This is a genomic window from Methylocapsa sp. D3K7, from assembly GCF_029855125.1.
GTDB lineage: Bacteria > Pseudomonadota > Alphaproteobacteria > Rhizobiales > Beijerinckiaceae > Methylocapsa.
This window is the reverse complement of sequence record NZ_CP123229.1, coordinates 2197449-2219878: the sequence shown is the minus strand read 5'-3', so window position 1 is coordinate 2219878 and position 22430 is coordinate 2197449. Positions and strand designations below refer to the sequence as shown.

The window sequence follows — 22430 nt, the reverse complement described above, 5'->3', positions numbered from 1 at the left end:
TATTATCTACGCAGCCGGAGCCATTGTCGCGAGTTTGGCGGCTTTTATTGGCTACAATATTTTCAAGAAACCTAAAGTTAGCTAATTTCTCGACGCTCTTTTTTGGGTTTTATTGTTTCACAACGGGTCTCGGCTTGCCGATACCCGTTTTTATTTTGTCCAAGAGACACCGGCGGAGCGTGCAAAGTATTCCACCAAATCATCGCTGAGAGAAAGCTGGCTCGCGTCTACGTTACAAGGCCCTAAATCAGCTGGAGTTTGTCTGCTGGCGGCTGAAGGTGATCCGGACCAACTCCGATGCTCGAATCCCGCTGCACATAGAGACTTGAGCAATTTTGACCAGTTCTTCGCTCCATTGTGTGCTATCCGATCCCATCGTAACCATTGAATGGAGAATGAAATGGGTCCGCATACACTCTATATCATGATGGGTGCTGGAGCCTTGGTTGCTTCCTTGGTCACCTATTTGATTTACTCGTCGGTTAAACCCGCAAAATAGCGCTCCACGGACCGCCGGCGCCCTACGGAAGGCGGTCCTTTAGAGATAGAACATTGAGCTGGTCGTTGAATTCCAATGACCAGCGTGGCCAGAAATCGCAATTCGGCGGCTTAGCATTTGTGCCGCGACCGTTCTTCCCTCTGATTAGCCATTAAAATTATTATTTTTGTTCCCCCCTTGACTCTACCCTCACGAAGATTACGTGGCTTTGAAAGGGGGAGGAATGCCTATGCAATCCCCGCTTGGAAACTGCTTTATCGAGTATATCTGGCCCGCGCACGGCGCGCGTCCAGAGGTTCTCGAACGGTTTCCGTTCTGGTCTCCCGAGCCGGATGTTGACTATTTCCGTGGTCTAGCCCACGTTGGAGTCCGGAGCTTTTACCGCGCTGAACATCCCAAACGCGAGCAGATCCTCGTCGATGGTGTGTCGCGGGAGGTCAGCGCCGAGGCCGTGCGGCTCGTCGATCAGAACGGCAAGGAAATTTGCCGCTGGACGGCCGCTGAGGAATACAAAGAGCTTGCATCACCCCACCATCTTGATGGAAAGTCCAGGCCTCACTGACCACTGACGGAGCTTAGCGCTATGGGTGCCGATAGGAGGCTGAATGTGCAGGCTGCCGGGGGGCACCGCATCAGTCTTACCGCGATTTACGGGATCCTCATGACGGGCGCGCTTGAACTTGGCGAAATCGCCCGCATGGAAGTCGAAATCCAAAAAAGATGCTCGCTGCCTCCGGCCCCGAATCCACGCTGCCCTTGCTGGCATGGTCACCCCTCCGCTCCTCCGCCACCCACGGCGCCGTATTTATGGCCTCACTGAGGCCGGGCGGCCGGTTCAAATTTCCTTGTTCGCATCTGCACAATCAGCCGGTCCTTAACATATAAAGAGGACGCGGCGCCTTCCCGCCGTGTTCACTCCACATCAGCGGGGACCTGCGCGATGACGCGAGATGCCAGCATTCTTTTTTCGCCCTTTCAGCTCGGCGACCTTGTGTTGAACAACCGCCTCGTCATGGCGCCCTTGACCCGCAACCGGGCCACCAAGGGCACCGATGCGCCGAATGATCTCAACGCCCGCTATTACCGGCAGCGTGCGAGCGCCGGTTTGATCATCTCGGAAGCCACGCAAATTTCCCAACAGGGTCAGGGTTACATCTGGACGCCGGGGATTTACACCGAGGCGCAGGTCGCGGGCTGGACGAAAGTGACGGATGCCGTGCATAGCGCGGGCGGCAGAATTTTTATTCAGCTTTGGCATGTCGGGCGGGTGTCGCATGTCTCCTTGCAGCCGGGCGGGGCAAAGCCGGTGGCACCTTCGGCCATCGCCGCGAACACGAAAACCTACATCGAATCTGGCTTTGCGGAGACCTCGGAGCCGCGCGCCCTGAGTCTTGAGGAAATTCCCGGCATCATTGCCGACTACGTGAAAGCGGCCGAGAACGCCAAGCGGGCCGGCTTTGACGGTGTCGAAATTCATGGCGCGAACGGGTATTTGATCGATCAATTCTTGAAGGATGGGACGAACCAGCGCACCGATCGCTATGGCCAATCGATCGAGAACCGTGCCCGTTTCGCGCTTGAAGTGACCGATGCGATTTTGACCGTTTGGGACAAGAGCCGCGTCGGCATCCGCCTCTCGCCGGTGAGCCCGGCCAACAATGCGATCGACAACAAGCCGGCGGCGACCTTCGGCTATTTGGCCACGCAGTTGAGCGCCCGGAAACTCGCCTATATCCATGTCATCGAAGGGGCGACCGGCGGTCCGCGCGACAATGTGCCGTTCGATTTTTTGGGGCTGCGCAAGGCGTTTGCTGGCGCCTATATCGCCAACAACGACTATACGCGCGATCTTGCGATCGACACCTTGCAAAAGGGTCAGGCGGATTTGATCGCCTTCGGTAAACTCTTCATCGCCAACCCCGATCTCGTGGAACGGCTGCGCAAGAACGCGCCGCTGAACACGCCCAAGCAAGAAAGCTTTTATGGCGGCGGTGCTGAAGGCTACACGGATTATCCGGCGCTCGACGAGCTGAAAGTGCCGTGAGCTGCTAGAGCATGTTCCGAAAAAGTTGCGCGACTTTTTCGATCAGAACAGGCTCCATCTCTTTGAATCGGAGCGATTTCTTATCGATCAGATGAGTCCATCTGATCGGAAAGCACTCTAGAGGCCGCTGGTTAGTTTTTTCAGTTCGGCCAGAAGCAGCGGAGCCAAGTTGGGATTGGCGAGGCCAAAGGCGATATTGGCGGCGAGAAACCCCAGTTTGGCGCCGCAATCATAGGTCTTGCCGTCGAAGCGCACGCCGTGAAAGCTCTGACTCTTGGCGAGGATTTTCATGCCATCGGTGAGTTGAATTTCACCCCCCGCCCCTTTCTCGCCTTTTTCCAAAATGGAAAAGATTTCCGGACCCAGAATATAGCGTCCTGAAATGATCAGGTTGGAAGGGGCTGTCCCCTTGGGCGGTTTTTCAACCATGCCGGTGATCTCGAAGGTGTGGCCGGAATCCTTGCCAATCGCAACAACGCCGTACTGGTGGGTTTCGTCCGAAGCCACTTCCTCGACCGCAATAATATTGCCGCCGTGTTTTTCATAAGCGTCCACGCATTGCGCGAGACAGCGGCCTTGTTCCGAAGCCATCGTCACCATGTCGGGGAGCAACACCGCGAAAGGCTCGTCGCCAACGATCTCCCGTGCGCACCAGACCGCATGGCCGAGTCCGAGCGGCTCCTGCTGGCGGGTGAAGCTCGTCGCGCCCGCCGCCGGAAGATCGGCCTTGAGCGCCTCCCACTCCTTGAGCTTGCCGCGCCTTTGCAAGGTCTCCTCCAGCTCATAGGCGATATCGAAATGATCCTCGATGACGCCTTTGTTGCGCCCGGTGATGAAGATGAAATGCTCGATTCCGGCCTCGCGCGCCTCATCCACGACATGCTGGAGGACAGGCCGGTCGACGACGGTCATCATTTCCTTCGGCACCGATTTGGTGGCCGGCAGAAATCGGGTTCCAAGACCGGCAACTGGAAAAACAGCCTTGCGTATGCGTTTCGTCATCAATCCCCCAGAGTGGCAAGCCGCGATTTGGAAGGGTAACTGGCGCAGCAATATAGCAGAAGGGTGACCGGATTTGTGGCTTTTGCTCAGCGGAGGAGAGGCGGAAAGTCGCGGAGGGCGGGCCTGGACGCGGGTCCATTCGGCTCGGTTTGTCCCTGTGGGTCCAAATCCTCGGTGCGCCCTGGCTATCCCGGTGGGCGAAGGCGCTTCATAAAACTGCATTGCACCTGACATCAGCCTGAAATTGCGGCCGCCGATATATGGGGCGCTCAGGTTTGATTGCCGCAGGGCGAAGTCACTCTTTGCTTCTGCGTGAAAAACCTCGCCGCAATTGTTCAGAGGACATCCAATGACATCGAAGCCGCTTTTCAAATCGCTGTGCCTTGCGACGAGCGCGTTTTGCACGCAGATATTCACGCCGGTTCTCGCAACGCCGCTCCCAACAACGCCGATCCAGCATGTGATCATCATTGTCGGCGAAAATCACACCTTCGACAATCTCTTCGGCACCTATAAGCCGGCGGCCGGCCAAACGATCGACAATCTCATAAGCAAAGGCATCGTCAATGCCGACGGTACGCCTGGCCCGCATTTCGATAAGGCGAAACAGGCGATCGGACGCGACGAGATTCATTACAGTACGAAGACCGTTACGACCGGCGCCTACGCGACGCTGCCGCAGCCCTATACGACCTATGGCCTCGGGTTGCCGCAAGGCGTTCTCGATACGCGGTTTCCCGCCAATCTGCCGAACGGTCCCTATCAGATTAGCAAATATGTGCCTTACTCCGCCTATACGGGTGATCCTGTCCATCGCTTCTTTCAGATGTGGCAGGACTATGATGGCGGCAAGCTCGACAAATTCGTTTGGGTCGAGGAAACCATCGGCACCGGATCGAACGGCGCGCCTCCCCCGGCCGGAGGGTTCAATCCCATGGAAGGCGCCATCTCGATGGGCTTCTACAATATGAACCCTTTTACCGATGCCACTGGCAAAGCGCAGCCTGGCGATGCGGCCATCTTCAAATCGCTCGCCGACCAATATGCGATCAGCGATAATTGCCACCAAGCGATCATGGGCGGCACGGGAGCCAATTTTCAGGCGCTCGTTTCAGGCCATGCAGCCTTCTTCACCAACACCAATCTCGACGGCACCGCCGCCGTGCCGTTCAGCAATCAGATCGAAAATCCAGATCCGGTCGCCGGAACCAACAATTACTACACCCAAGACGGCTATAGCGGCGGTTCCTATGTGAACTGCTCCGATTCGAGGGCGCCAGGCGTTGCCGCGGTGAGCGTACAGAACCTTCGCGCCGGTGCCAGCACCAACTGCGCCCCGAACCATTATTATCTGGTCAACAACTACAATATGTATTGGAACCAGACGAGCAGCAACCCAAGGACTCTCGGTCCGGCGTCTTTCACTTTGCCGCCGCAGAGCATCCCGACCATCGCCGATGTCATGACCGCGAAAGGCGTATCGTGGAAATATTACAGCGGCGATCGCGGCGACGATCCCACCAACTTCGCCACTTCGGTCGATGGCGTGCCTTTGCTGTTCCATTCCTACTGCGGTATTTGTGATCCGCTCACCGGCTATTTGAGCATCATGAAAAATCCGTCGGAGGAAGCGAAATTACAAAATTACGGTGCGTTCTTGAACGATGTGAAGAACGGGACGCTGCCCGCTGTGTCTTTTGTTCGTCCGTTCGAGGCCTTGGCCGGACATCCCGCCGATTCGACCACCGACCTTTACGAGCTTTTCCTCCAGTCGTTGATCGAGCAAGTCAAAAGCAACGCAACACTTTGGGCCTCGACGGCCATCTTCATCACCACCGATGAAGGCGGCGGTTATTATGATTCAGGCTATATCCAGCCGCTCGATTTCTTTGGCGACGGGACGCGCATTCCCTTCATTGTGGTGTCGCCCTTTGCGAAAAGGGGATATGTCGATCACACCTATTACGACCATGTCTCGCTGTTGAAGTTCATCGAGAAGAACTGGACTCTGCCCCCCATTTCGCGTCTGAGCCGCGACAGATTGCCAAACCCGGTCGCTGAACGTGGAAACGCTTATGTGCCTAAAAACTCTCCCGCCATTGGCGATCTCATGAACTTCTTCAAGTTCTGACACGGCGACGGCCAAGAGAAGCGAAAATCTTTAGGGCGGCCGACATGCAGTTGGCCGCCTGAGTGGCCGATGCCCGTGCCGTTTTACAGTCCTCTTCCACCACATGGCGGAGGACGGATTGGCCGGCGACATCCAAATTCTTCGGGAGCCCCCGGTTATGTGGATAAACACGACACGCTGGACCTGGTGGATTGCATCGATCAAGTTCGTCGCTACACTGGCAACAAGCTTACAGGCAGATTTGTTATCGTGATTCGCGATATATGATCCAATGTTAGGGGCGCTGCTCCCTATACGGTGCTCGATGCATATGACCAATGACCTATGACCTATGCGACGCGTAGGAGTGCCTGTAAGCCCATTCCTTCTGGTGGTTCGCGTTGTCGATACTTAACGCCGTTCGCACAGCAAAAACCCGATATGATGTTGCGGCGCTGCTTGGCTACAAGCCGAGCGCCCTCTCCTTCATCGTCTATAAAATTCCGAAGGCGGCGAAATACACGAGCTTCGACATCAAAAAGAAAGGCGGCGGCGACCGCCGCATCGACGCGCCGATTCCGATGCTCAAGGGCTTGCAGAAGCGGTTCGCCGACGTTCTTTACGAATGCCTGCACGAGCTTGAAGAATCCGAGAAACGCGAGAACAAGTTGTCGCACGCGTTTCGCAGGGACTATTCGATCATCACAAATGCGAAAGCGCACAAATCGCGCCGGTATGTGCTGAATCTCGACCTGAAGAATTTCTTTCCGAGTTTGCACTTCGGTCGTGTGCGCGGCTTCTTTATCAATAACAATCAATTTAGGCTGGCGGAACCGGTTGCGACCGTCCTCGCCCAAATCGCTTGCAATGATGGGGTCTTGCCGCAGGGAAGCCCATGCTCTCCTATCCTGTCCGAACTACTAACCCATTTTCTCGATATGCGACTGGTCAAGCTGGCCGCAAGAAACAAATGTGCTTACACCCGCTATGCGGACGACATCACTTTGTCGACTAGTCAGGAGAAATTTCCTACGGCCTTGGCAGTAGCGATAGGCGAAGCCTGGGTGCTGGGTGATGAGTTAAAATCGCGCATCGAGGATGGGGGCTTCACCATCAACGATGCCAAAACCCGCATGCAGGTGCGAGGTAGCCGTCAAACCGTGACAGGCCTCACGGTCAACGAGAAGGTCAACGTGCCGCAGCGTTACTACAAACTTGCGCGTGCGATGACAAATTCATTTCTCACTACCGGCACCTATAAGCGCGGCGGCGTGGATGACACTTCCGTGCAACGCCTAGAGGGCATTCTTAACCATATCTATCACATCCGAGAACGACAAACTGATCTTGAGATTGAAGCTGAAAAGAACAAGGAAAAACAGCACAAGCTGCACACTGATCGTACTAAACAAAAAAATGAGTATCCCTCAGCCATTCGCCTCGTCTACTGTCGGCTCGTATTCTTCAAACACTTCATCGATCCGCCCAAACCGCTCATCATCTGCGAAGGACCTACCGATCCGATCTATCTTAAGAGCGCGATCCGCAAGCTGGCGACAGGACACCCGAAGCTCGCGTCGTCCAATGAAGGCAAGCTTTCTATCAACGTGAACTTTTTTAAATATTCAAAGCAATCGAAAGACCTTCTGCAGCTACGAGGCGGTTCCTCTGACCTCAAATTTTTTCTTGAAGCGTGGAAGGACAACTTAGCTAAATACAGGCACCGTCCGATGAAGCACCCGGTGATCGTGCTTATCGACAACGACGATGGTGCCACGCAGATTTTCAAACTGCTTCAGAGCAAGAAGTTCGGCATTACCATTAATCACGCGACGGACCTGCCATTCTACTATCTAGGCGGCCCGCTCTATCTAATAAAGACGCCAACCAGGGGGCCCGACAACAAGTCCCGCCCGGAAGATTTTTTCGATCAAGCTCTGCTTGCAACAAAAATCAACGGCAAGACCTTCAACGCTGACAAGGAGCACGAGGCCTCTGGCGAGTACGGCAAAGTCATCTTTGCCGACCGCGTTGTGCGGCTGCAAGCGGGCACCATCGACTTTTCGGGCTTTGATCCACTTCTCACGCGTATCGAAACCGTGCTCGATGATTACGCTAAACTCAAAGCTGCTGCCACAATGTCTGCATCGCCGACACCCTTCAATCCATCACCTGCAGCGGCAGTGCCTTCGAAAACGGTATAGTAGTAGCGCCCAATGCCATCCGTCATGATGGCGACCGTCGATCAATTAGGAGCGAGTAAGCCGCGACTTGCCCCCGGCACAAACGATTTGCACCCTCAAAAAAATCGCGGCCCGGTGAGAGGGCCGCGATCTCCATTCCGAATGGTGCAATGATGAAAGAGCTGGTCTTTTAACCGAACTGGTTCATCGTGTTGTGGGCGCCGCCGGCCTTGAGGGCCGCCTCGCCAGCAAAATATTCCTTGTGATCATCGCCCATGTCGGAGCCCGCCATGTTCTGATGTCTCACACACGCGATGCTCTCACGGATTTCCTTGCGCTGAACATTTTTGACATAGCCGAGCATGCCCTGCGCGCCAAAATATTCCTTCGCCAGATTGTCGGTCGACAGCGCCGCCGTGTGATAGGTCGGCAGCGTGATGAGGTGGTGGAAAATGCCAGCCCGCTTCGAACCGTCCGCCTGGAAGGTGCGAATGCGCTCGTCGGCCTCGGCGGCGAGATCGCTGCCGTCATAATCGACGCTCATCAGACCCGCGCGGTCATATTTCGACACATCCTTGCCGCTCGCTTTCCAGGCATCATACACCTGCTGGCGGAAATTCAATGTCCAGTTGAAGGACGGCGAATTGTTGTACACCAGCTTGGCGTTGGGAATGACGGCGCGAATCTTGTCCATCATGCTGGCGATCTGCTCCACATGCGGCTTTTCGGTTTCGATCCATAGGAGGTCGGCGCCGTTCTGCAGCGAGGTGATGGAGTCGAGCACGCAACGGTCCGCGCCGGTGCCGGAGCGGAACTGATAGAGGTTGCTGGGGAGACGCTTCGGCCGCAGCAGTTTGCCGTTGCGGTTGAGGATGACGTCGCCGTTGCGGGCATCGCCAGGCGCAACTTCCTCGCAGTCGAGGAAGGCATTGTATTGGTCGCCGAGATCGCCCGGCTCGTGGCTGACGGCGATCTGCTGGGTGAGACCGGCGCCGAGCGAGTCCGTGCGGGTGACGATAATGCCCTCTTCCACGCCGAGTTCCAGGAAGGCGTAGCGGCAGGCGCGCACCTTCGCGAGGAACACTTCATGCGGGACGGTGACCTTGCCGTCCTGGTGGCCGCATTGCTTTTCGTCGGACACCTGGTTTTCGATCTGCAGCGCGCAGGCGCCCGCCTCGATCATCTTCTTGGCGAGCAGATAGGTCGCTTCCGCATTGCCGAAGCCCGCGTCGATGTCGGCGATGATCGGCACGACATGGGTCTGATAATTGTCGACGGCCGCCAGCAATTCTTTTTCCTTGGCGGCGTCGCCGGCCTTGCGGGCGGCGTCGATCGCGCGGAACATGCCGCCGAGTTCGCGGGCGTCCGCCTGGCGCAAAAAGGTGTAAAGCTCCTCGATCAGCGCCGGCACGGAGGTTTTCTCATGCATCGACTGATCCGGCAGGGGGCCGAAATCGGAGCGCAGCGCGGCGACCATCCAGCCGGAGAGATACAGATAGCGTCGGTCGGTCGTGCCAAAATGCTTCTTGACGGAGATCATCTTCTGTTGGCCGATGAACCCGTGCCAGCAGCCGAGCGACTGGGTGTAAAGGGCCGGGTCGGCGTCATAGGCCGCCATGTCCTTGCGCATGATCGCGGCCGTATAGCGGGCGATGTCGAGACCCGTCTGGAAACGGTTTTGCAGGCGCATCCGCGCCACGGATTCGGCGTTGATGGCGTCCCAGGTGCCGTTCTTGCTTTTGACGAGCTGCTTCACCTCGGCAATATGGCTTTGATATTCGTTCGGCTGGGCGATCGGGCTTTGATAATTCATTGGGCGCGCCTTATTCACAGGGATTGACAAAACATGTCATCCGGGCGGAAATTTTCTACTGTAGTGTGACATATTGGAGAAAATGCCTGGAGGTGCAACAGCTTGTTTACGGATTGAAGTTGCGATGTAACATCACTACAGTGCAATGCTGTATAGATGTAAAGAATTTTCAATCCTGGACCCCTCCATGGCCAATGCCCCCCGGAAAATTTTCGCTGGCCCCCGCCTCAAGAGGCTGCGCCGGGACCGCCATCTGACCCAAGCGGCGATGTCGGCCGAGCTTGACGTTTCGCCCAGCTATTTGAACCTGATGGAGCGCAACCAGCGCCCGATCACCGTCCAGGTGCTGATCAAGCTGACCGACGTTTATGGCGTCGACCCGCGCGACTTCATGGAGATGGAGGACGAGCAGTCCGTCAGCGAAATGGAGCAAATTCTCGCCGATCCGCTGTTTCGCGAGGCCGGGGTTCCGCGCGCCGAGGTGCGGGACGCGGCCGAGAACTCGCCCGCCCTCCTTGCGGCGATGGCCCGTCTCTACCGCGCCTATTCGGCGGCGCGGGAAGCCACCGAGGCGGGCGCCACGGCGGCGAGCGACCGCGACCGCGCCGAACCCGTTCTGGGCGAGAGCCCGATCGACCGCAACCGTGCCATCCTGCAGGAGGCGCGCAACCATTTCCCAGAACTGGAAGACGCCGCCGAAACCTTTGCCTCAGAGCTTCCAACGACCGGAGGCGATCTGTTCCTTTTCCTTTCCGAGCATTTGCGGAGCCGTTACGGCATCCGCGTGCGTGTGCTGCCGATTGACGTCATGGGCGACCGGCTTCGCTGGTACGATCATCACCGCCGCCAATTGATGATGTCGGAAGCCGTCGAGCCGCCGGGCCGGACGTTTCAGGCAGCCTATCAGCTCGCCTTCAGCCAATTCGGCGAATTGTTGAACGGGATTTCCCTGCGGCTTGAGCCGGCCGACGAAATGAGCCGCCGCTTGCTGCGGATCACGCTTGCCAATTATTTCGCTGGGGCGCTGATGATGCCCTATGGCCGCTTCCAGGAAGCCGCCGAGCTCGCGGGCTATGACGTCGAGATTCTGGCGGCGCGCTTTGGCGCGAGTTTCGAGCAGGTAGCACATCGCTTGACGACGCTCGGCCGCGCCAGCGCCCGCGGGGTGCCGTTTTTTCTCATTCGCGTGGACATGGCCGGCAATGTTTCGAAACGGTTTTCGTCGAGCCGGTTTCCCTTCGCCAACTCAGGCGGCACCTGCGCCTTGTGGAATGTCCATGCGACCTTCACCGAGCCCGGCAAAATCTTGACGCAGGCGATCGAACTTCCCGACGGCTCGCAATGGTTTTCGATCGCCCGCACGGTGCGGCGTTCGCTCAGCCCCTTCGGCGCAATCGCGCCGCGCTTTGCGATCGGGCTTGGCTGCGAGATCAAATATGCCAAGCGGCTCGTCTATGCCAAGCGGCTCGATGTCAATGCGATTGAGGCGGCGCCGATTGGGATCAACTGCCGTCTCTGCGACCGCCCCGCCTGCCCGCAGCGCGCGGCGCCCCCGGCGCTCCGCCCGCTCAGCGTCGACGAATCGATGCGCAGCATCTCGCCCTTTACATTCAAGGACGTGTGAGGTTTATGCCGCCAGCACAGAATTGGGCTGCGCCTCAAAGGAGACCTGAATGTTTGTGAAAAACGCCCTGACCCTCGCCGATGCCAAGCAGATCGCCGCCGCTGCGGAGGCCGAAGCGCTGAAGAACAAATGGAGCGTGACGATTGCCGTGCTCGATGACGGCGGCAATCTTTTGTACCTGCAGCGGCTCGACGACGCGCCACTAGGCTCTGTCACTGTTGCGCAGGAAAAGGCGCGCACCGCGCTTTTGTTTAAACGGCCGACGAAAGCGATCGAGGAAATTGTCGCGGGTGGCCGCCTGGTGATGCTGACCCTGCCCGGCGCGACACCGATCGAAGGCGGGCTGCCATTATTGAACAAGGGCCAGGTCGTCGGCGCGATTGGCGTCTCGGGCGTGCAATCCTCGCAGGACGGACAGATCGCCGGGGCTGGCGTTGAGATTGCCGCGAAGTTGTAATGGGTGCCACCGGTGTGCAAACGGTGGCCTTTCGCCAGTGTTGATCGGACAGCCCAGACACGGCTGCCGCACCAGACCTGAAGGGACGTCATTGCAAATCCGCAAAACGGTGCAGCTTCATCAGAGCTAATGAGGTTGCAGCGTCGTCTACCTTCCCCCTCGTTCGAAGTGCGCGGCCCACACCCCCTGAAAAGGGGGCGCGCGGCGAGGCAAAAGTGAGTCAATCTCAACCTTCTTGCAGGGATCCGGAACACCGGGATCAGTGAGGAAGACTCTGCTGCCACTGCTGGAGTTAGACATGCACATGATGAGTCCTTTCAAACACCCCATCTTCGTCAGGGACCGCGACAACGAGGATAGGGCGCAAGCGAAACTCTTGGGGCGAGTGATGGCTTGTGCCGGCTTCGGTTTGGTCCTCGTCGCGGCGGACCGGACCATTTTTTACGCCAATGATTCAGGGCGGACTCTTTTGCATGCGGGCGGCGGCCTGCGGTGCGAGCATAACGTCCTTGGCGCCGACGATCCAAGAATGGCCAAAAAATTGCAATCGCTGATCGAATCCGCTTCCCGGCACACGGATACGCCGGGACAAGGAGGCGCGCTTATCCTCCGCGATTGCGAAGGCATGCCTTCACTCGTCGTGCATGTGATTCCGCTTGGCCCGCATTCTGATCCTGAAACGGGCGATGACCGCCCCGTGGCGGGTCTCATCATCGCCGACTGGCGGCTCAAGACGACCGATCGGATCAAGGTCTTTGCGGAGCTCTTCGCCTTGACGTCTGGAGAAGCGCGGGTCGTCGCCCAACTGGTGTCCGGCCACGGCCTGGGAAAAGCCGCGGCTCGACTCGATATTGCCGAATCGACGGTGCGGTCGCATCTGACCCACATTATGGAAAAGACGGGCGCCCACCGGCAGGCCGAGCTTGTGAAACTTTTTTACGAAGTGACACTGCCTAAGTATGGGGACACCAAAGGCAAGGAATTTGGCACTATGGCGCTCATGGAGATGCCAACACAACCGACTGATCGCGCCGAAAGTCTGGCTCAAAGCCTAGCTTTGATAAAGCGGCCGGCCGAGTCAAGCGCCAGGCGCCCCTCTTCGAGTTCGGCGGCCCAAAGATGCCAAGCATGAATCATGTGGGGCCAAATCTCGAGTGTTACCTGGACATCGGCACTGCCCGCGCGAGATGAGATGCGGACAGCGTCGTCGAGCAGGGTCTCGGCGGAGCCCACCTGCACCAGCAGCGGCGGCAGCCCTGAGAGGTCTGCGCGTAGCGGGGAGACGAGTGGGTTTGCCGGATCCGTGCCGCCAAGATAGGCGGCGGCGAGTTCCTCGAGATAGGGCTTTTGAATCAGCGGATCGGCATCGGCCTTGGTCTTGAGGCTTTCCCCCCTCATTTCAAGATCGACCCAGGGGGAGACAAGCCAGGCGCATCCTGGCAATTGTTGACCGGCATCCCGCAGCGTGGTCAGCAACGCCAGCGAAAGTCCACCACCGGCGCTGTCTCCCGCAAAGGCGATGTGGTGAGGGGCAATGCCTTGCGCAAGGAGAAAGTCATAGGCCGCGCGAGCATCTTCAAGCGCGGCCGGAAATGGGTGTTCCGGTGCGAGCCGGTAACCGACGGCCAATGTTCGCACGCCCGCCGCCCGTCCGGCCTCCACGACCATGCCGCGATGGCTGACGATAGAGCCCGATATATAACCGCCGCCGTGAAAATAAAGAAGAACGCGCGAGGGATCGCTGCCCGGCGCCAAGGACCACTCAATGGGAACGGCTCCGGCGTGCCCCGCCTCGATTGAAATATCGGAAGCGATTGGATGAACGGAGCCGATGGAATCGAGGCGCTCCCGCCGCTCGCCGAGACCCACTGGCCTCGGCTTCGAGCGCAAAAGCTCGCGAATCGCATCAATTCCGGTTTTCGTCATGGGACTGCCCATTCAAATATGGATCGACCGCTTGTCCACCCCGAGTGCGGCTTCGCGGACGGCTTCCGAGAGCGTCGGATGGGCGTGGCAGGTGCGGGCAAGATCTTCCGCCGAGCCGCCGAATTCCATCAGCACGCAGGCTTCGGCGATCAATTCGCCCGCCGCGGCACCGATGATGTGGACACCAAGCACGCGGTCGGTTGCCGCGTCGGCGAGGATTTTGACAAAGCCTTCCGTATGCCGCATCGCCCGCGCGCGGCCATTGGCGGTGAACGGGAATTTTCCTGACTTATACGCAATGCCCTTGGCCTTGAGATCTTCCTCGGTGGCGCCGACAGAGGCGATCTCCGGCACGGTATAGACGACGGACGGAATGACCCCGTAATTGACGTGCCCATGTTGGCCCGCGAGGATCTCGGCGACGGCGATGCCTTCATCCTCGGCCTTATGGGCGAGCATCGGGCCGCGCACGACATCGCCGATGGCGTAAATGCCGGGGACGTTGGTCGCGAAATGATCATCAATGATGACCCGCCCCCGCTCCTGCGCGACACCAACTGCCTCCAAGCCAAGCCCGTCGGTGACAGGCCGCCGGCCGATCGCAACGAGCACGCTGTCGGCCGCGAGCACGGTGGCATCGCCCCCCGTCGAAGGCTCGATGTGGACGGAAAGATCCGCCGCGGTTTTTTCGACCTTGATCACCTTGTGGCCGAGATGGAAATGAAACCCTTGTTTCTCCAGCATGCGCTGAAACTGTTTGGCGACTTCGGCGTCGGTGCCCAGCAAAATCCGGTCCAAGAATTCGACGATGGTCACCTCGGCGCCAAGCCGGCCCCAGACCGAGCCGAGTTCGAGACCGATCACGCCGGCGCCAATGATGAGAAGCTTTTTGGGGACGCGCTCCAGCGATAGCGCGCCGGTCGAGGAGACGATGGTTTTCTCGTCGATGGCGATGCCTGGAAGTTGCACGACATCGGAGCCGGTGGCGATGACGATATTTTTTGCCTCGACTTTTTGGGTGGACCCATCGCTCGCCGCAACTTCGACAACGCCCGGCGCGGTAATCGTCCCGGTGCCGAAGAATGAGTCGATCTTGTTCTTCTTGAAGAGAAAGCCGACCCCGTTGACGTTGGCTGCAACGGTGTCGTCCTTGTGCTTCATCATCGCAGCAAGGTCGAGCTGCGGCGTGTCGATGATGACACCGAACCCGGCAAGATCATGCGCGGCTTCGTGAAACTTTTCCGAAGCCTGAAGCAGTGCCTTCGAGGGGATGCAGCCGATGTTGAGGCAGGTTCCGCCAAACGTCTTGCGCTTTTCGACAACCGCGACCTTGAGGCCGAGCTGCGCCGCCCGGATCGCGCAGACATAGCCGCCGGGGCCGGTTCCGATAATGATAAGATCATAGGCCATAGGAGCTTTCATACATTAGCTAGCAAGCCGAAGAATTTCGGCCTGGCGTTCCGCGCGGCGGCGAAGCTGGTCCGAACCGAAATCAATCTCATCGTCGTGGCTGTCGCGCCAGGTGATTGCGTGTCCGAATTCAGCAAGCTTGACGGAGTTGAAACGTTCAGGCGAGTCGCGGAGGGATTCAAAAACCTCGCCTTCGGCAAGGACGGGACGCAAATCAACGATGGCCTCGTAGCCGTCCAGCCAGACGATTTTCACGACTCCGTGGAGAACGGACTCGACAGATTTCATGCGAACAATCTCGCTCATTGCAGCCTCATTGGCTTCTGACCGGCGGCGACGGCCGCCCAGGCGTTCATCAACCCGGCACGGTTCTTCGCTGCCCAAGCGAGCACCATGGAGAGCTTTGCGGGGGGCAGCGATCCCCGCAAGACTTGCGTTGGATCGATTTGGATCTGCGCCACGCTTTCAGCGAAGACAGCGTGAAAATGCGGCGGCGGATGTTCGTCGAAATAGAACTGGATTTTCACACCATCGACAATCGCGAATGTTGGCACCGCAACACTTTCTCAGCCTATAAGCTCAAATATCCAGCACCAGCCGCGCCGGATCTTCCAGCGCGTCCTTCACCCTGACCAGGAACGTCACCGCTTCCTTGCCATCGACGAGACGATGATCATAGGTGAGCGCGAGATACATCATCGGGCGGATTTCGATCTTGCCGCTGATGGCGACCGGACGCTCCTGGATTTTGTGCATCCCCAAAATGCCCGATTGCGGCGCGTTAAGAATCGGCGTCGACATCAACGAGCCATAGACGCCGCCATTGGTGATGGTGAAAGTGCCGCCCTGCATCTCCTCGATCTTGAGCTGGCCGGTGCGGGCGCGCTGGCCGAAATCCGTGATCGTCTTTTCGATCTCGGCGACGGAGAGCTTGTCGCAATCGCGCACGACCGGCACGACGAGGCCCTTGTCGGTGCCGACCGCGACGCCGAGGTGATAGTAATTCTTATAGATGATATCGGCGCCGTCGATCTCGGCGTTGACGGACGGCACTTCTTTCAGCGCGCCGACGCAAGCTTTGACGAAAAATCCCATGAAGCCGAGTTTGGTGCCATGCTTCTTTTCGAAGGCGTCCTTGTGCCGCGCGCGCAAGGCCATGACGCCGCTCATGTCGGCCTCGTTGAAGGTCGTCAGCATGGCGGCGGTGTTCTGCGCGTCCTTGAGGCGCCGGGCGATGGTTTGGCGCAGCCGCGTCATCGGCACCCGCTCCTCGCGTTCTTCGGCGATGGCGGGCGCCGGAGCCCGCAGCACCACGGGGACGGGGGCGGGAGCTAGGGGCTTTGCGATCGCCTCGAGGATGTCGCCCTTCAATACCTGACCGCGCTTGCCGGATCCTTCGACGGCGGCCGCGTCGATCCCGTGATCGGCGGCGATTTTCGCAGCGGCGGGCGAGGCTGGCATCGCGGGAGCTGGCGCGGCAGGAGCTGGCGCCGGGGATGCGGCTTTGGGCGGTGCTGGCGACGGAACTGGCTTGGTTTGCGGCTCAGCCTCGGACTTCGATGGCGCGGCACCAGCACAATCGCCGATTTGGCCGAGAAGCGCCCCGGCGCCGACCGTCTCGCCATCCTTAGCGATAATCTCGGCGAGAACACCCGAGGCCGGTGCATTGACTTCGAGAGTCACCTTGTCGGTTTCGAGTTCGACGATCGGCTCGTCTGCCCCTACGGGGTCACCGAGTTTCTTGAACCAGCGCCCAATCGTTGCTTCGGTGACCGATTCGCCCAAGGCCGGCACGCGGATTTCAGTTGCCATTTGTCCTGCTCAAAGCCATCCGGCTTTTTCTGGAGTTGTCACACCGGAAATGAAAGCGCCGCCTCTCAAGCCGCGAAGACCTCATCCATGAAGGCCATCATTTGCGTTACATGCTTTGACAGCATCCCGGTCGCGGGCGATGCGGCGGCGGGCCTGCCCGCGTAAAGCGGGCGCTTGCTTTTGCCGCCCGTCTGCGAGAGCACCCATTCAAGATAGGGATCGACGAAGTTCCAGGCGCCCATGTTTTTCGGTTCTTCCTGACACCAGTAGATCTGCGCCTGCGGGAACCGCGCCAGCGACGAGATCAGCGCCTTGAGCGGGAAAGGATAAAGCTGCTCGACGCGCAGGAGATACACATCATTGATACCCCGCTTCTCGCGTTCCTCGAAAAGATCATAATAAACCTTTCCGGAACAGAGCACCACCCGGCGGATGTTGGCATCCTGGGTGAGGCTGACGGTTCCGTCGGAGGCATGTTCGGCATCGTCCGCCAATATCCGGTGGAACGAAGCGCCGATCGCGAATTCGTCAAGCCGCGAGACTGCCCGCTTATGGCGGAGCAACGATTTAGGCGTCATCAAAATCAGCGGTTTGCGGATGTCACGCTTCAACTGGCGCCGCAGAATATGAAAATAATTGGCGGGCGTCGTGCAATTGGCCACTTGCATATTGTCTTCGGCGCAAAGTTGCAGATAGCGCTCGAGCCGTGCCGAAGAATGTTCCGGCCCCTGGCCCTCAAAACCATGCGGCAGCAAACAGACGAGACCCGACATGCGCAGCCATTTGCGTTCGCCCGAGGAGATGAACTGGTCGAACAAGACTTGCGCGCCATTGGCGAAATCGCCGAACTGAGCTTCCCATAAGACAAGCGCGTTGGGCTCGGCGAGCGAATACCCATATTCAAAGCCGAGCACGGCCTCTTCCGACAGCATCGAGTTGATGACTTCGAAATGCGCCTGCTCATCGCGGATATTGTTCAAGGGGATGTAGCGCGCTTCCGTCTCTTGATCGATCAGCACCGAATGGCGCTGCGAAAACGTGCCGCGCTCACTGTCCTGGCCGGACAGGCGGACCGGATAGCCTTCATCGACGAGCGCCCCGAAAGCAAGCGCCTCACCCATCGACCAATCGATGCCCTCGCCAGTCTCGATCATTTTCCGCCGGTTTTCGACGAGGCGCTTGATGGTGCGATGGAGATGGAAACCCTCTGGAACCGTGGTGAGGCGGCGCCCGATTTCGGTGAGCCGCGCACGGTCGATGCCAGTGCGGCCGCGGCGATCCTCCTCGGCACCGGACGCTGCCGCCCGCAGGCCGGACCAGCGGCCATCGAGCCAATCGGCCTTGCCGGGCTTGAAGGATTGGCTCGCCTGCATCGCGGTTTCAAGATGGTGCCACCAATTGGCTTGCAGCTTCATGACCTCGCCATCGGTCAACACCCCTTCGGCGACGAGTTTCTCGGTATAGATTTGCAGCGTCGTCTTATGGGCGCGGATTTGCTTGTACATAAGGGGCTGGGTGAACGAGGGCTCGTCACCTTCATTGTGGCCAAAGCGCCGGTAGCAGAACATGTCGATGACGACGGGCTTGTGAAACTTTTGCCGGAACTCGATCGCGATCTTCGCGGCATAGACGACAGCTTCGGGATCGTCGCCGTTGACATGAATGATCGGCGCCTCGATCATTTTGGCACTGTCCGACGGATAGGGCGATGACCGCGAATGGCGCGGCACCGTGGTGAAGCCGATCTGATTGTTTATGATGAAATGGATCGAGCCTCCGGTCCGGTATCCCTTCAGACCCGAAAGACCGAAACATTCGGCAATGACGCCTTGACCGGCGAACGCCGCGTCGCCGTGGATGAGCAGCGGCAACACTTTGGTGCGCTCGACAATATCATGCAATTGGTCCTGCTTGGCTCGCACCTTGCCGAGCACGACGGGATCGACAATCTCAAGATGCGAAGGATTGGCGGTCAGCGAAAGATGAACCCGGTTGCTGTCGAAGTCGCGATCGGACGAAGCCCCGAGATGGTATTTGACGTCGCCGGACCCTTCGACATCGTCGGGCGTGAAGGAGCCGCCCTTGAATTCATTGAAAATCGCCCGGTGCGGTTTCCCCATGACCTGGGACAGGATATTGAGGCGGCCGCGGTGCGCCATGCCGAGGACGATGTCCTGGACCCCCAAGGCGCCGCCGCGCTTGATGATCTGTTCGAGCGCCGCGACCATTGCCTCGGCCCCATCGAGGCCGAAACGCTTGGTGCCAGTATATTTGACGTCGAGAAATTTCTCGAATCCCTCCGACTCGACGAGCTTCGTTAAAATCGCCCGCTTGCCTTCCTTGGTGAAGGTGATTTCCTTGCCGGGGCCCTCGATCCGCTGCTGCAGCCAGCTCTTTTCGGCCGGATCCGAAATATGCATAAATTCGAAGCCAATGGTCCCGCAGTAGGTCCGTTGCAATATCTTTATCATTTCGGGGACGGTGGCGTATTGCAGCCCTAGCACACCGTCGATGAAGATTTTACGGCTATAGTCGGCTTCCGAAAATCCATAGGTCGCCGGATGCAGTTCCTCCCGGTCCTTCGGTGCCTCCAAGCCCAGCGGATCGAGATTGGAGTGCAGGTGACCGCGCATGCGATAGGCGCGGATCATCATTAGGGCGTGGACTGAGTCGCGCGTCGCGCGAAGCAGATCCTCTTGCGAAAACGAACCTGCTTCGCCGGTTTGCGTCTTGAGCTTGCTGCCGATCCGAGTCTCGACCGCCGCCCAATTGCCATCGAGCGCGGAAACCAGGTCGTCGGTGCCCGCAGCGGGCCAGCCGGGCCGCTTCCAGCGAGGCCCTTGCGCCGCCTTCGCGACGGCGGCACCGTCGTCTTCCAATTGCGCGAAAAATTCCCGCCAGGACGCGTCGAGCGACGCCGGATCATTCAGATAGCGATCCTGGAGCTGCTCGATATAGGCGGCATTGCCGCCATCGAGAAAGGCGGTGCGCGCGAAGCTTGCGTTCGGCACGCTGCGGGCACTCGCGCCGCCACCCGAGCCATTCGCATGTCCGTTCGTGTCTCTGCGCGCCATCATCGTCTCCTTCGGATCGCCGCGAATTTATATTTCCGGGCGTGCACTCCACCCGTAAAAACCCGCGACGGAATTTTGGCGGTCAAGCTTTTTAATCCTTGTCCAGGCAGGTCAAGCCTGGGCCATTTGCCCTGTCAAAAGGGAGTTTGTAAAACTAAGTCCGGCCTCCCGCCGCACCCAAAAACCCCGTCCTCCTTACATGCGGACGCTGCGCGCTTTTCTCAAGGTCCCGGTCAACGCCGGAGGACTTCGGCCAGGGTTTTGCCGAGCCTCGCGGGAGAGGGCGACACCGCAATCCCAGCCGCTTCCATCACGGCAATTTTGTCGGCGGCGGCACCTTTTCCGCCAGAGATGATCGCTCCCGCATGGCCCATCCGGCGGCCGGGCGGGGCGGTGCGCCCGGCGATAAAGCCGACAATCGGCTTTTTGCGGCCGCGTTTGGCCTCGTCCGCGATGAATTGGGCGGCGTCTTCCTCGGCCGAGCCGCCAATTTCGCCGATCATAATGATCGAAGTGGTGACCTCGTCGGCGAGGAACATTTCTAAAATCTCAATGAATTCAGCGCCCTTGACGGGGTCCCCGCCGATGCCGACCGCCGTCGTCTGGCCAAGCCCTTCGCGGGTTGTCTGAAAGACCGCCTCATAGGTCAAGGTTCCCGAACGTGAGACGATGCCGACCGAGCCCGGCAGGAAGATATTGCCGGGCATAATGCCAATTTTGCACGCACCAGCAGTCATGACGCCAGGGCAGTTCGGGCCGATAAGGCGCGAGCACGACCCCGAGAGCGCCCGCTTGACCTTGATCATATCCGCCACCGGAATGCCCTCGGTGATACAGACGATGAGGGGGATTTCCGCGTCAATCGCCTCGCAGATGGCGTCCGCCGCGCCGGGCGGCGGAACATAGATGACGGTGGCCTCGGCGCCGGTCGCCGCGCGGGCATCGGCGACGGTATCATAGACCGGAAGGCCAAGATGGGTGGCGCCGCCCTTGCCCGGCGAGATGCCGCCGACCATCCTCGTGCCATAGGCGATCGCCTGCTCGGAATGGAAGGTTCCGTTCTTGCCGGTAAAGCCCTGGCAGATAACTTTCGTATCCTTGTCAACGAGGATCGCCATGATGTTAGGCCTTCCCCGCCGCGGCAACGATTTTCAGCGCCGCATCGTCGAGATCGTCGGCAGGGATGACGTTCAAGCCCGATTGCGCGATGATGGTCTTGCCGAGATCGACATTGGTGCCTTCGAGCCGCACGACGAGCGGCACTTCGAGACCGGTTTCCTTGACCGCCGCGACGACCCCTTCGGCGATCACGTCGCATTTCATGATGCCGCCGAAAATATTGACGAGAATGCCTTTGACTTGGGGATCGGCGGTGATGATCTTGAAGGCTTCCGCGACGCGATCCTTGGTGGCGCTGCCACCGACATCGAGGAAATTCGCCGGTTCGGCGCCATAGAGCTTGATGATGTCCATTGTCGCCATGGCAAGACCGGCGCCATTCACCATGCAGCCGATGGTGCCGTTGAGCGCGATATAGTTGAGGTCATGCTTCGAGGCTTCGATTTCCCGTGCGTCCTCCTCGCTTTCGTCGCGCAAGGCGGCGATTTCGGGATGCCGGTAAAGGGCGCTTGAATCGAACGACATTTTCGCATCGAGGCATTTGAGGCGCCCTTCCGACGAGACGATCAGCGGATTGATTTCGAGCAGCGCCATGTCCTTGGCGACAAAGGCCGTATAGAGCTGCGTGGCAAGTTTTCCAGCCTGTTTGGCGAGATCGCCGGAAAGGGCGAGGGCCTTGGCGACGGTGCGGCCGTGGTGCGGCATGATCCCCGTTGCCGGATCGACCGTGAAGCTTGTGATCCGTTCCGGGGTCTGGTGCGCCACCTGTTCGATGTCCATGCCGCCTTCGGTCGAAACAACGAAAGCAACCCGGCTCGCAGTCCGGTCGACGAGCAAGGACAGATAGAATTCCTTAAGAATTGTGGCGCCTTCCTCAAGGTAGATCCGGTTGACCTGCTTGCCCACGGGGCCGGTTTGCACGGTCACGAGGGTGCGCCCGAGCATTTGACCCACATAGGTCTCAACCTCGGCCACCGATTTGGCGAGCCGCACCCCTCCTTGGGAACCAGCCTCCGGCTCCTTGAACTTGCCCTTGCCGCGGCCGCCCGCGTGGATTTGCGACTTCACGACCCAGACCGGACCGCCCAGCTCCTCGGCCGCCGTGACGGCATCGACCGTGCGCAACACCGCTATTCCGCGCGAAACCGGGACACCGAACTCCTTGAGGACCGCTTTTGCCTGATACTCGTGAATATTCATGGCCGTCTCTTTTTCCGGCAGGTCCCTTGGAGGTTAACGGTTAAGGAAGCAGGTTTCACGCCAGTTCAACACGGTTTTCAAGGAAGACGGCAAGAGAGGAGGCACAGGAAAATGGCCGTGTGGCGGGAGTGCCGCCGGAGTGTCTCGCGCCCATTGA

General features: G+C 58.9%; 17 protein-coding genes. 7 read left to right on the top strand and 10 right to left on the bottom strand.

The window, feature by feature from the left end:
* Positions 1-722: 722 nt before the first annotated feature.
* Both QEV83_RS10130 and QEV83_RS10125 read left to right on the top strand, forming a co-directional pair.
* On the top strand, positions 723-1061 hold the full coding sequence (locus QEV83_RS10130) for a hypothetical protein (RefSeq protein WP_280127635.1): 339 nt from the start codon (positions 723-725) through the stop codon (positions 1059-1061).
* 378 nt (positions 1062-1439) lie between these two features.
* Entirely contained in the window at positions 1440-2543 is a 1104-nt protein-coding gene (locus QEV83_RS10125; RefSeq protein ID WP_280127634.1) for an alkene reductase, read from the top strand.
* Between the two features lie 117 nt (positions 2544-2660).
* Here QEV83_RS10125 and galU read toward each other — a convergent pair whose 3' ends face one another.
* Positions 2661-3545 (bottom strand): UTP--glucose-1-phosphate uridylyltransferase GalU, encoded by an 885-nt coding sequence (gene galU, locus QEV83_RS10120; RefSeq protein ID WP_280127633.1) that lies wholly within the window; start codon positions 3543-3545, stop codon positions 2661-2663.
* Between the two features lie 349 nt (positions 3546-3894).
* Between galU and QEV83_RS10115 the strand changes: the two genes are divergently transcribed.
* A complete protein-coding gene (locus tag QEV83_RS10115) occupies positions 3895-5676 on the top strand; it encodes an alkaline phosphatase family protein (RefSeq protein WP_280127632.1) in 1782 nt (593 codons plus the stop codon).
* 380 nt (positions 5677-6056) lie between these two features.
* The gene (locus tag QEV83_RS10110; RefSeq protein WP_280127631.1) at positions 6057-7859 is read left to right on the top strand and encodes a retron Ec67 family RNA-directed DNA polymerase/endonuclease; all 1803 of its coding nucleotides are present in this window, start codon (positions 6057-6059) and stop codon (positions 7857-7859) included.
* A 169-nt stretch (positions 7860-8028) separates the two neighbouring features.
* On the opposite strand, the gene QEV83_RS10105 is transcribed toward QEV83_RS10110, so the two are convergent.
* Positions 8029-9651 (bottom strand): isocitrate lyase, encoded by a 1623-nt coding sequence (locus QEV83_RS10105; protein ID WP_280127630.1) that lies wholly within the window; start codon positions 9649-9651, stop codon positions 8029-8031.
* Between the two features lie 187 nt (positions 9652-9838).
* Here QEV83_RS10105 and QEV83_RS10100 point away from each other — a divergent pair, with 187 nt between their 5' ends.
* The 3 genes from QEV83_RS10100 to QEV83_RS10090 all read left to right on the top strand — a co-directional run bounded on the left by QEV83_RS10100 (position 9839) and on the right by QEV83_RS10090 (position 12864).
* The gene (locus QEV83_RS10100) at positions 9839-11275 is read left to right on the top strand and encodes a helix-turn-helix transcriptional regulator (protein WP_280127629.1); all 1437 of its coding nucleotides are present in this window, start codon (positions 9839-9841) and stop codon (positions 11273-11275) included.
* A gap of 49 nt (positions 11276-11324) precedes the next feature.
* Entirely contained in the window at positions 11325-11732 is a 408-nt protein-coding gene (locus tag QEV83_RS10095; RefSeq protein ID WP_280127628.1) for a heme-binding protein, read from the top strand.
* Between the two features lie 298 nt (positions 11733-12030).
* Positions 12031-12864 carry a helix-turn-helix transcriptional regulator gene (locus QEV83_RS10090; RefSeq protein ID WP_280127627.1) on the top strand — a complete coding sequence of 278 codons (834 nt, stop codon included), beginning with the start codon at positions 12031-12033 and terminating at the stop codon, positions 12862-12864.
* Here QEV83_RS10090 and QEV83_RS10085 read toward each other — a convergent pair.
* From QEV83_RS10085 to sucC, 8 genes are all read right to left on the bottom strand, one after another.
* On the bottom strand, positions 12777-13658 hold the full coding sequence (locus QEV83_RS10085; protein ID WP_280127626.1) for an alpha/beta hydrolase: 882 nt from the start codon (positions 13656-13658) through the stop codon (positions 12777-12779). The genes QEV83_RS10090 and QEV83_RS10085 overlap by 88 nt on opposite strands.
* Positions 13659-13670: 12 nt before the next feature.
* Positions 13671-15068: a dihydrolipoyl dehydrogenase gene (gene lpdA, locus QEV83_RS10080; protein WP_280127625.1), complete on the bottom strand. Its 1398-nt coding sequence runs from the start codon at positions 15066-15068 to the stop codon at positions 13671-13673.
* Positions 15069-15083: 15 nt separating this feature from the next.
* Positions 15084-15374: a DUF2442 domain-containing protein gene (locus QEV83_RS10075; protein ID WP_280127624.1), complete on the bottom strand. Its 291-nt coding sequence runs from the start codon at positions 15372-15374 to the stop codon at positions 15084-15086.
* Positions 15371-15622: a DUF4160 domain-containing protein gene (locus tag QEV83_RS10070; protein ID WP_280127623.1), complete on the bottom strand. Its 252-nt coding sequence runs from the start codon at positions 15620-15622 to the stop codon at positions 15371-15373. The genes QEV83_RS10075 and QEV83_RS10070 overlap by 4 nt, the downstream gene beginning before the upstream one ends.
* 25 nt (positions 15623-15647) lie before the next feature.
* Positions 15648-16880, bottom strand: a complete 1233-nt coding sequence (odhB, locus tag QEV83_RS10065) for a 2-oxoglutarate dehydrogenase complex dihydrolipoyllysine-residue succinyltransferase (protein WP_280127622.1) — start codon at positions 16878-16880, stop codon at positions 15648-15650.
* 65 nt (positions 16881-16945) lie between these two features.
* Complete coding sequence (locus QEV83_RS10060; RefSeq protein WP_280131016.1) at positions 16946-19954, bottom strand: 2-oxoglutarate dehydrogenase E1 component; 3009 nt, start codon at positions 19952-19954, stop codon at positions 16946-16948.
* Positions 19955-20187: 233 nt separating this feature from the next.
* The gene (gene sucD, locus QEV83_RS10055; RefSeq protein WP_280127621.1) at positions 20188-21072 is read right to left on the bottom strand and encodes a succinate--CoA ligase subunit alpha; all 885 of its coding nucleotides are present in this window, start codon (positions 21070-21072) and stop codon (positions 20188-20190) included.
* 4 nt (positions 21073-21076) lie between these two features.
* Positions 21077-22273, bottom strand: a complete 1197-nt coding sequence (gene sucC / locus QEV83_RS10050) for an ADP-forming succinate--CoA ligase subunit beta (protein WP_280127620.1) — start codon at positions 22271-22273, stop codon at positions 21077-21079.
* Positions 22274-22430 lie beyond the last annotated feature (157 nt).

Bases quoted from the DNA above. Each gene is read 5' to 3' on its own strand.
- odhB (WP_280127622.1), bottom strand. From the start codon at position 16,880: ATGGCAACTGAAATCCGCGTGCCGGCCTTGGGCGAATCGGTCACCGAA.
- lpdA (WP_280127625.1), bottom strand. From the start codon at position 15,068: ATGGCCTATGATCTTATCATTATCGGAACCGGCCCCGGCGGCTATGTC.
- sucC (WP_280127620.1), bottom strand. From the start codon at position 22,273: ATGAATATTCACGAGTATCAGGCAAAAGCGGTCCTCAAGGAGTTCGGT.
- galU (WP_280127633.1), bottom strand. From the start codon at position 3,545: ATGACGAAACGCATACGCAAGGCTGTTTTTCCAGTTGCCGGTCTTGGA.
- QEV83_RS10125 (WP_280127634.1), top strand. From the start codon at position 1,440: ATGACGCGAGATGCCAGCATTCTTTTTTCGCCCTTTCAGCTCGGCGAC.
- sucD (WP_280127621.1), bottom strand. From the start codon at position 21,072: ATGGCGATCCTCGTTGACAAGGATACGAAAGTTATCTGCCAGGGCTTT.
- QEV83_RS10130 (WP_280127635.1), top strand. From the start codon at position 723: ATGCCTATGCAATCCCCGCTTGGAAACTGCTTTATCGAGTATATCTGG.
- QEV83_RS10090 (WP_280127627.1), top strand. From the start codon at position 12,031: ATGCACATGATGAGTCCTTTCAAACACCCCATCTTCGTCAGGGACCGC.
- QEV83_RS10060 (WP_280131016.1), bottom strand. From the start codon at position 19,954: ATGGCGCGCAGAGACACGAACGGACATGCGAATGGCTCGGGTGGCGGC.
- QEV83_RS10095 (WP_280127628.1), top strand. From the start codon at position 11,325: ATGTTTGTGAAAAACGCCCTGACCCTCGCCGATGCCAAGCAGATCGCC.
- QEV83_RS10105 (WP_280127630.1), bottom strand. From the start codon at position 9,651: ATGAATTATCAAAGCCCGATCGCCCAGCCGAACGAATATCAAAGCCAT.
- QEV83_RS10100 (WP_280127629.1), top strand. From the start codon at position 9,839: ATGGCCAATGCCCCCCGGAAAATTTTCGCTGGCCCCCGCCTCAAGAGG.
- QEV83_RS10085 (WP_280127626.1), bottom strand. From the start codon at position 13,658: ATGACGAAAACCGGAATTGATGCGATTCGCGAGCTTTTGCGCTCGAAG.
- QEV83_RS10075 (WP_280127624.1), bottom strand. From the start codon at position 15,374: ATGAGCGAGATTGTTCGCATGAAATCTGTCGAGTCCGTTCTCCACGGA.
- QEV83_RS10115 (WP_280127632.1), top strand. From the start codon at position 3,895: ATGACATCGAAGCCGCTTTTCAAATCGCTGTGCCTTGCGACGAGCGCG.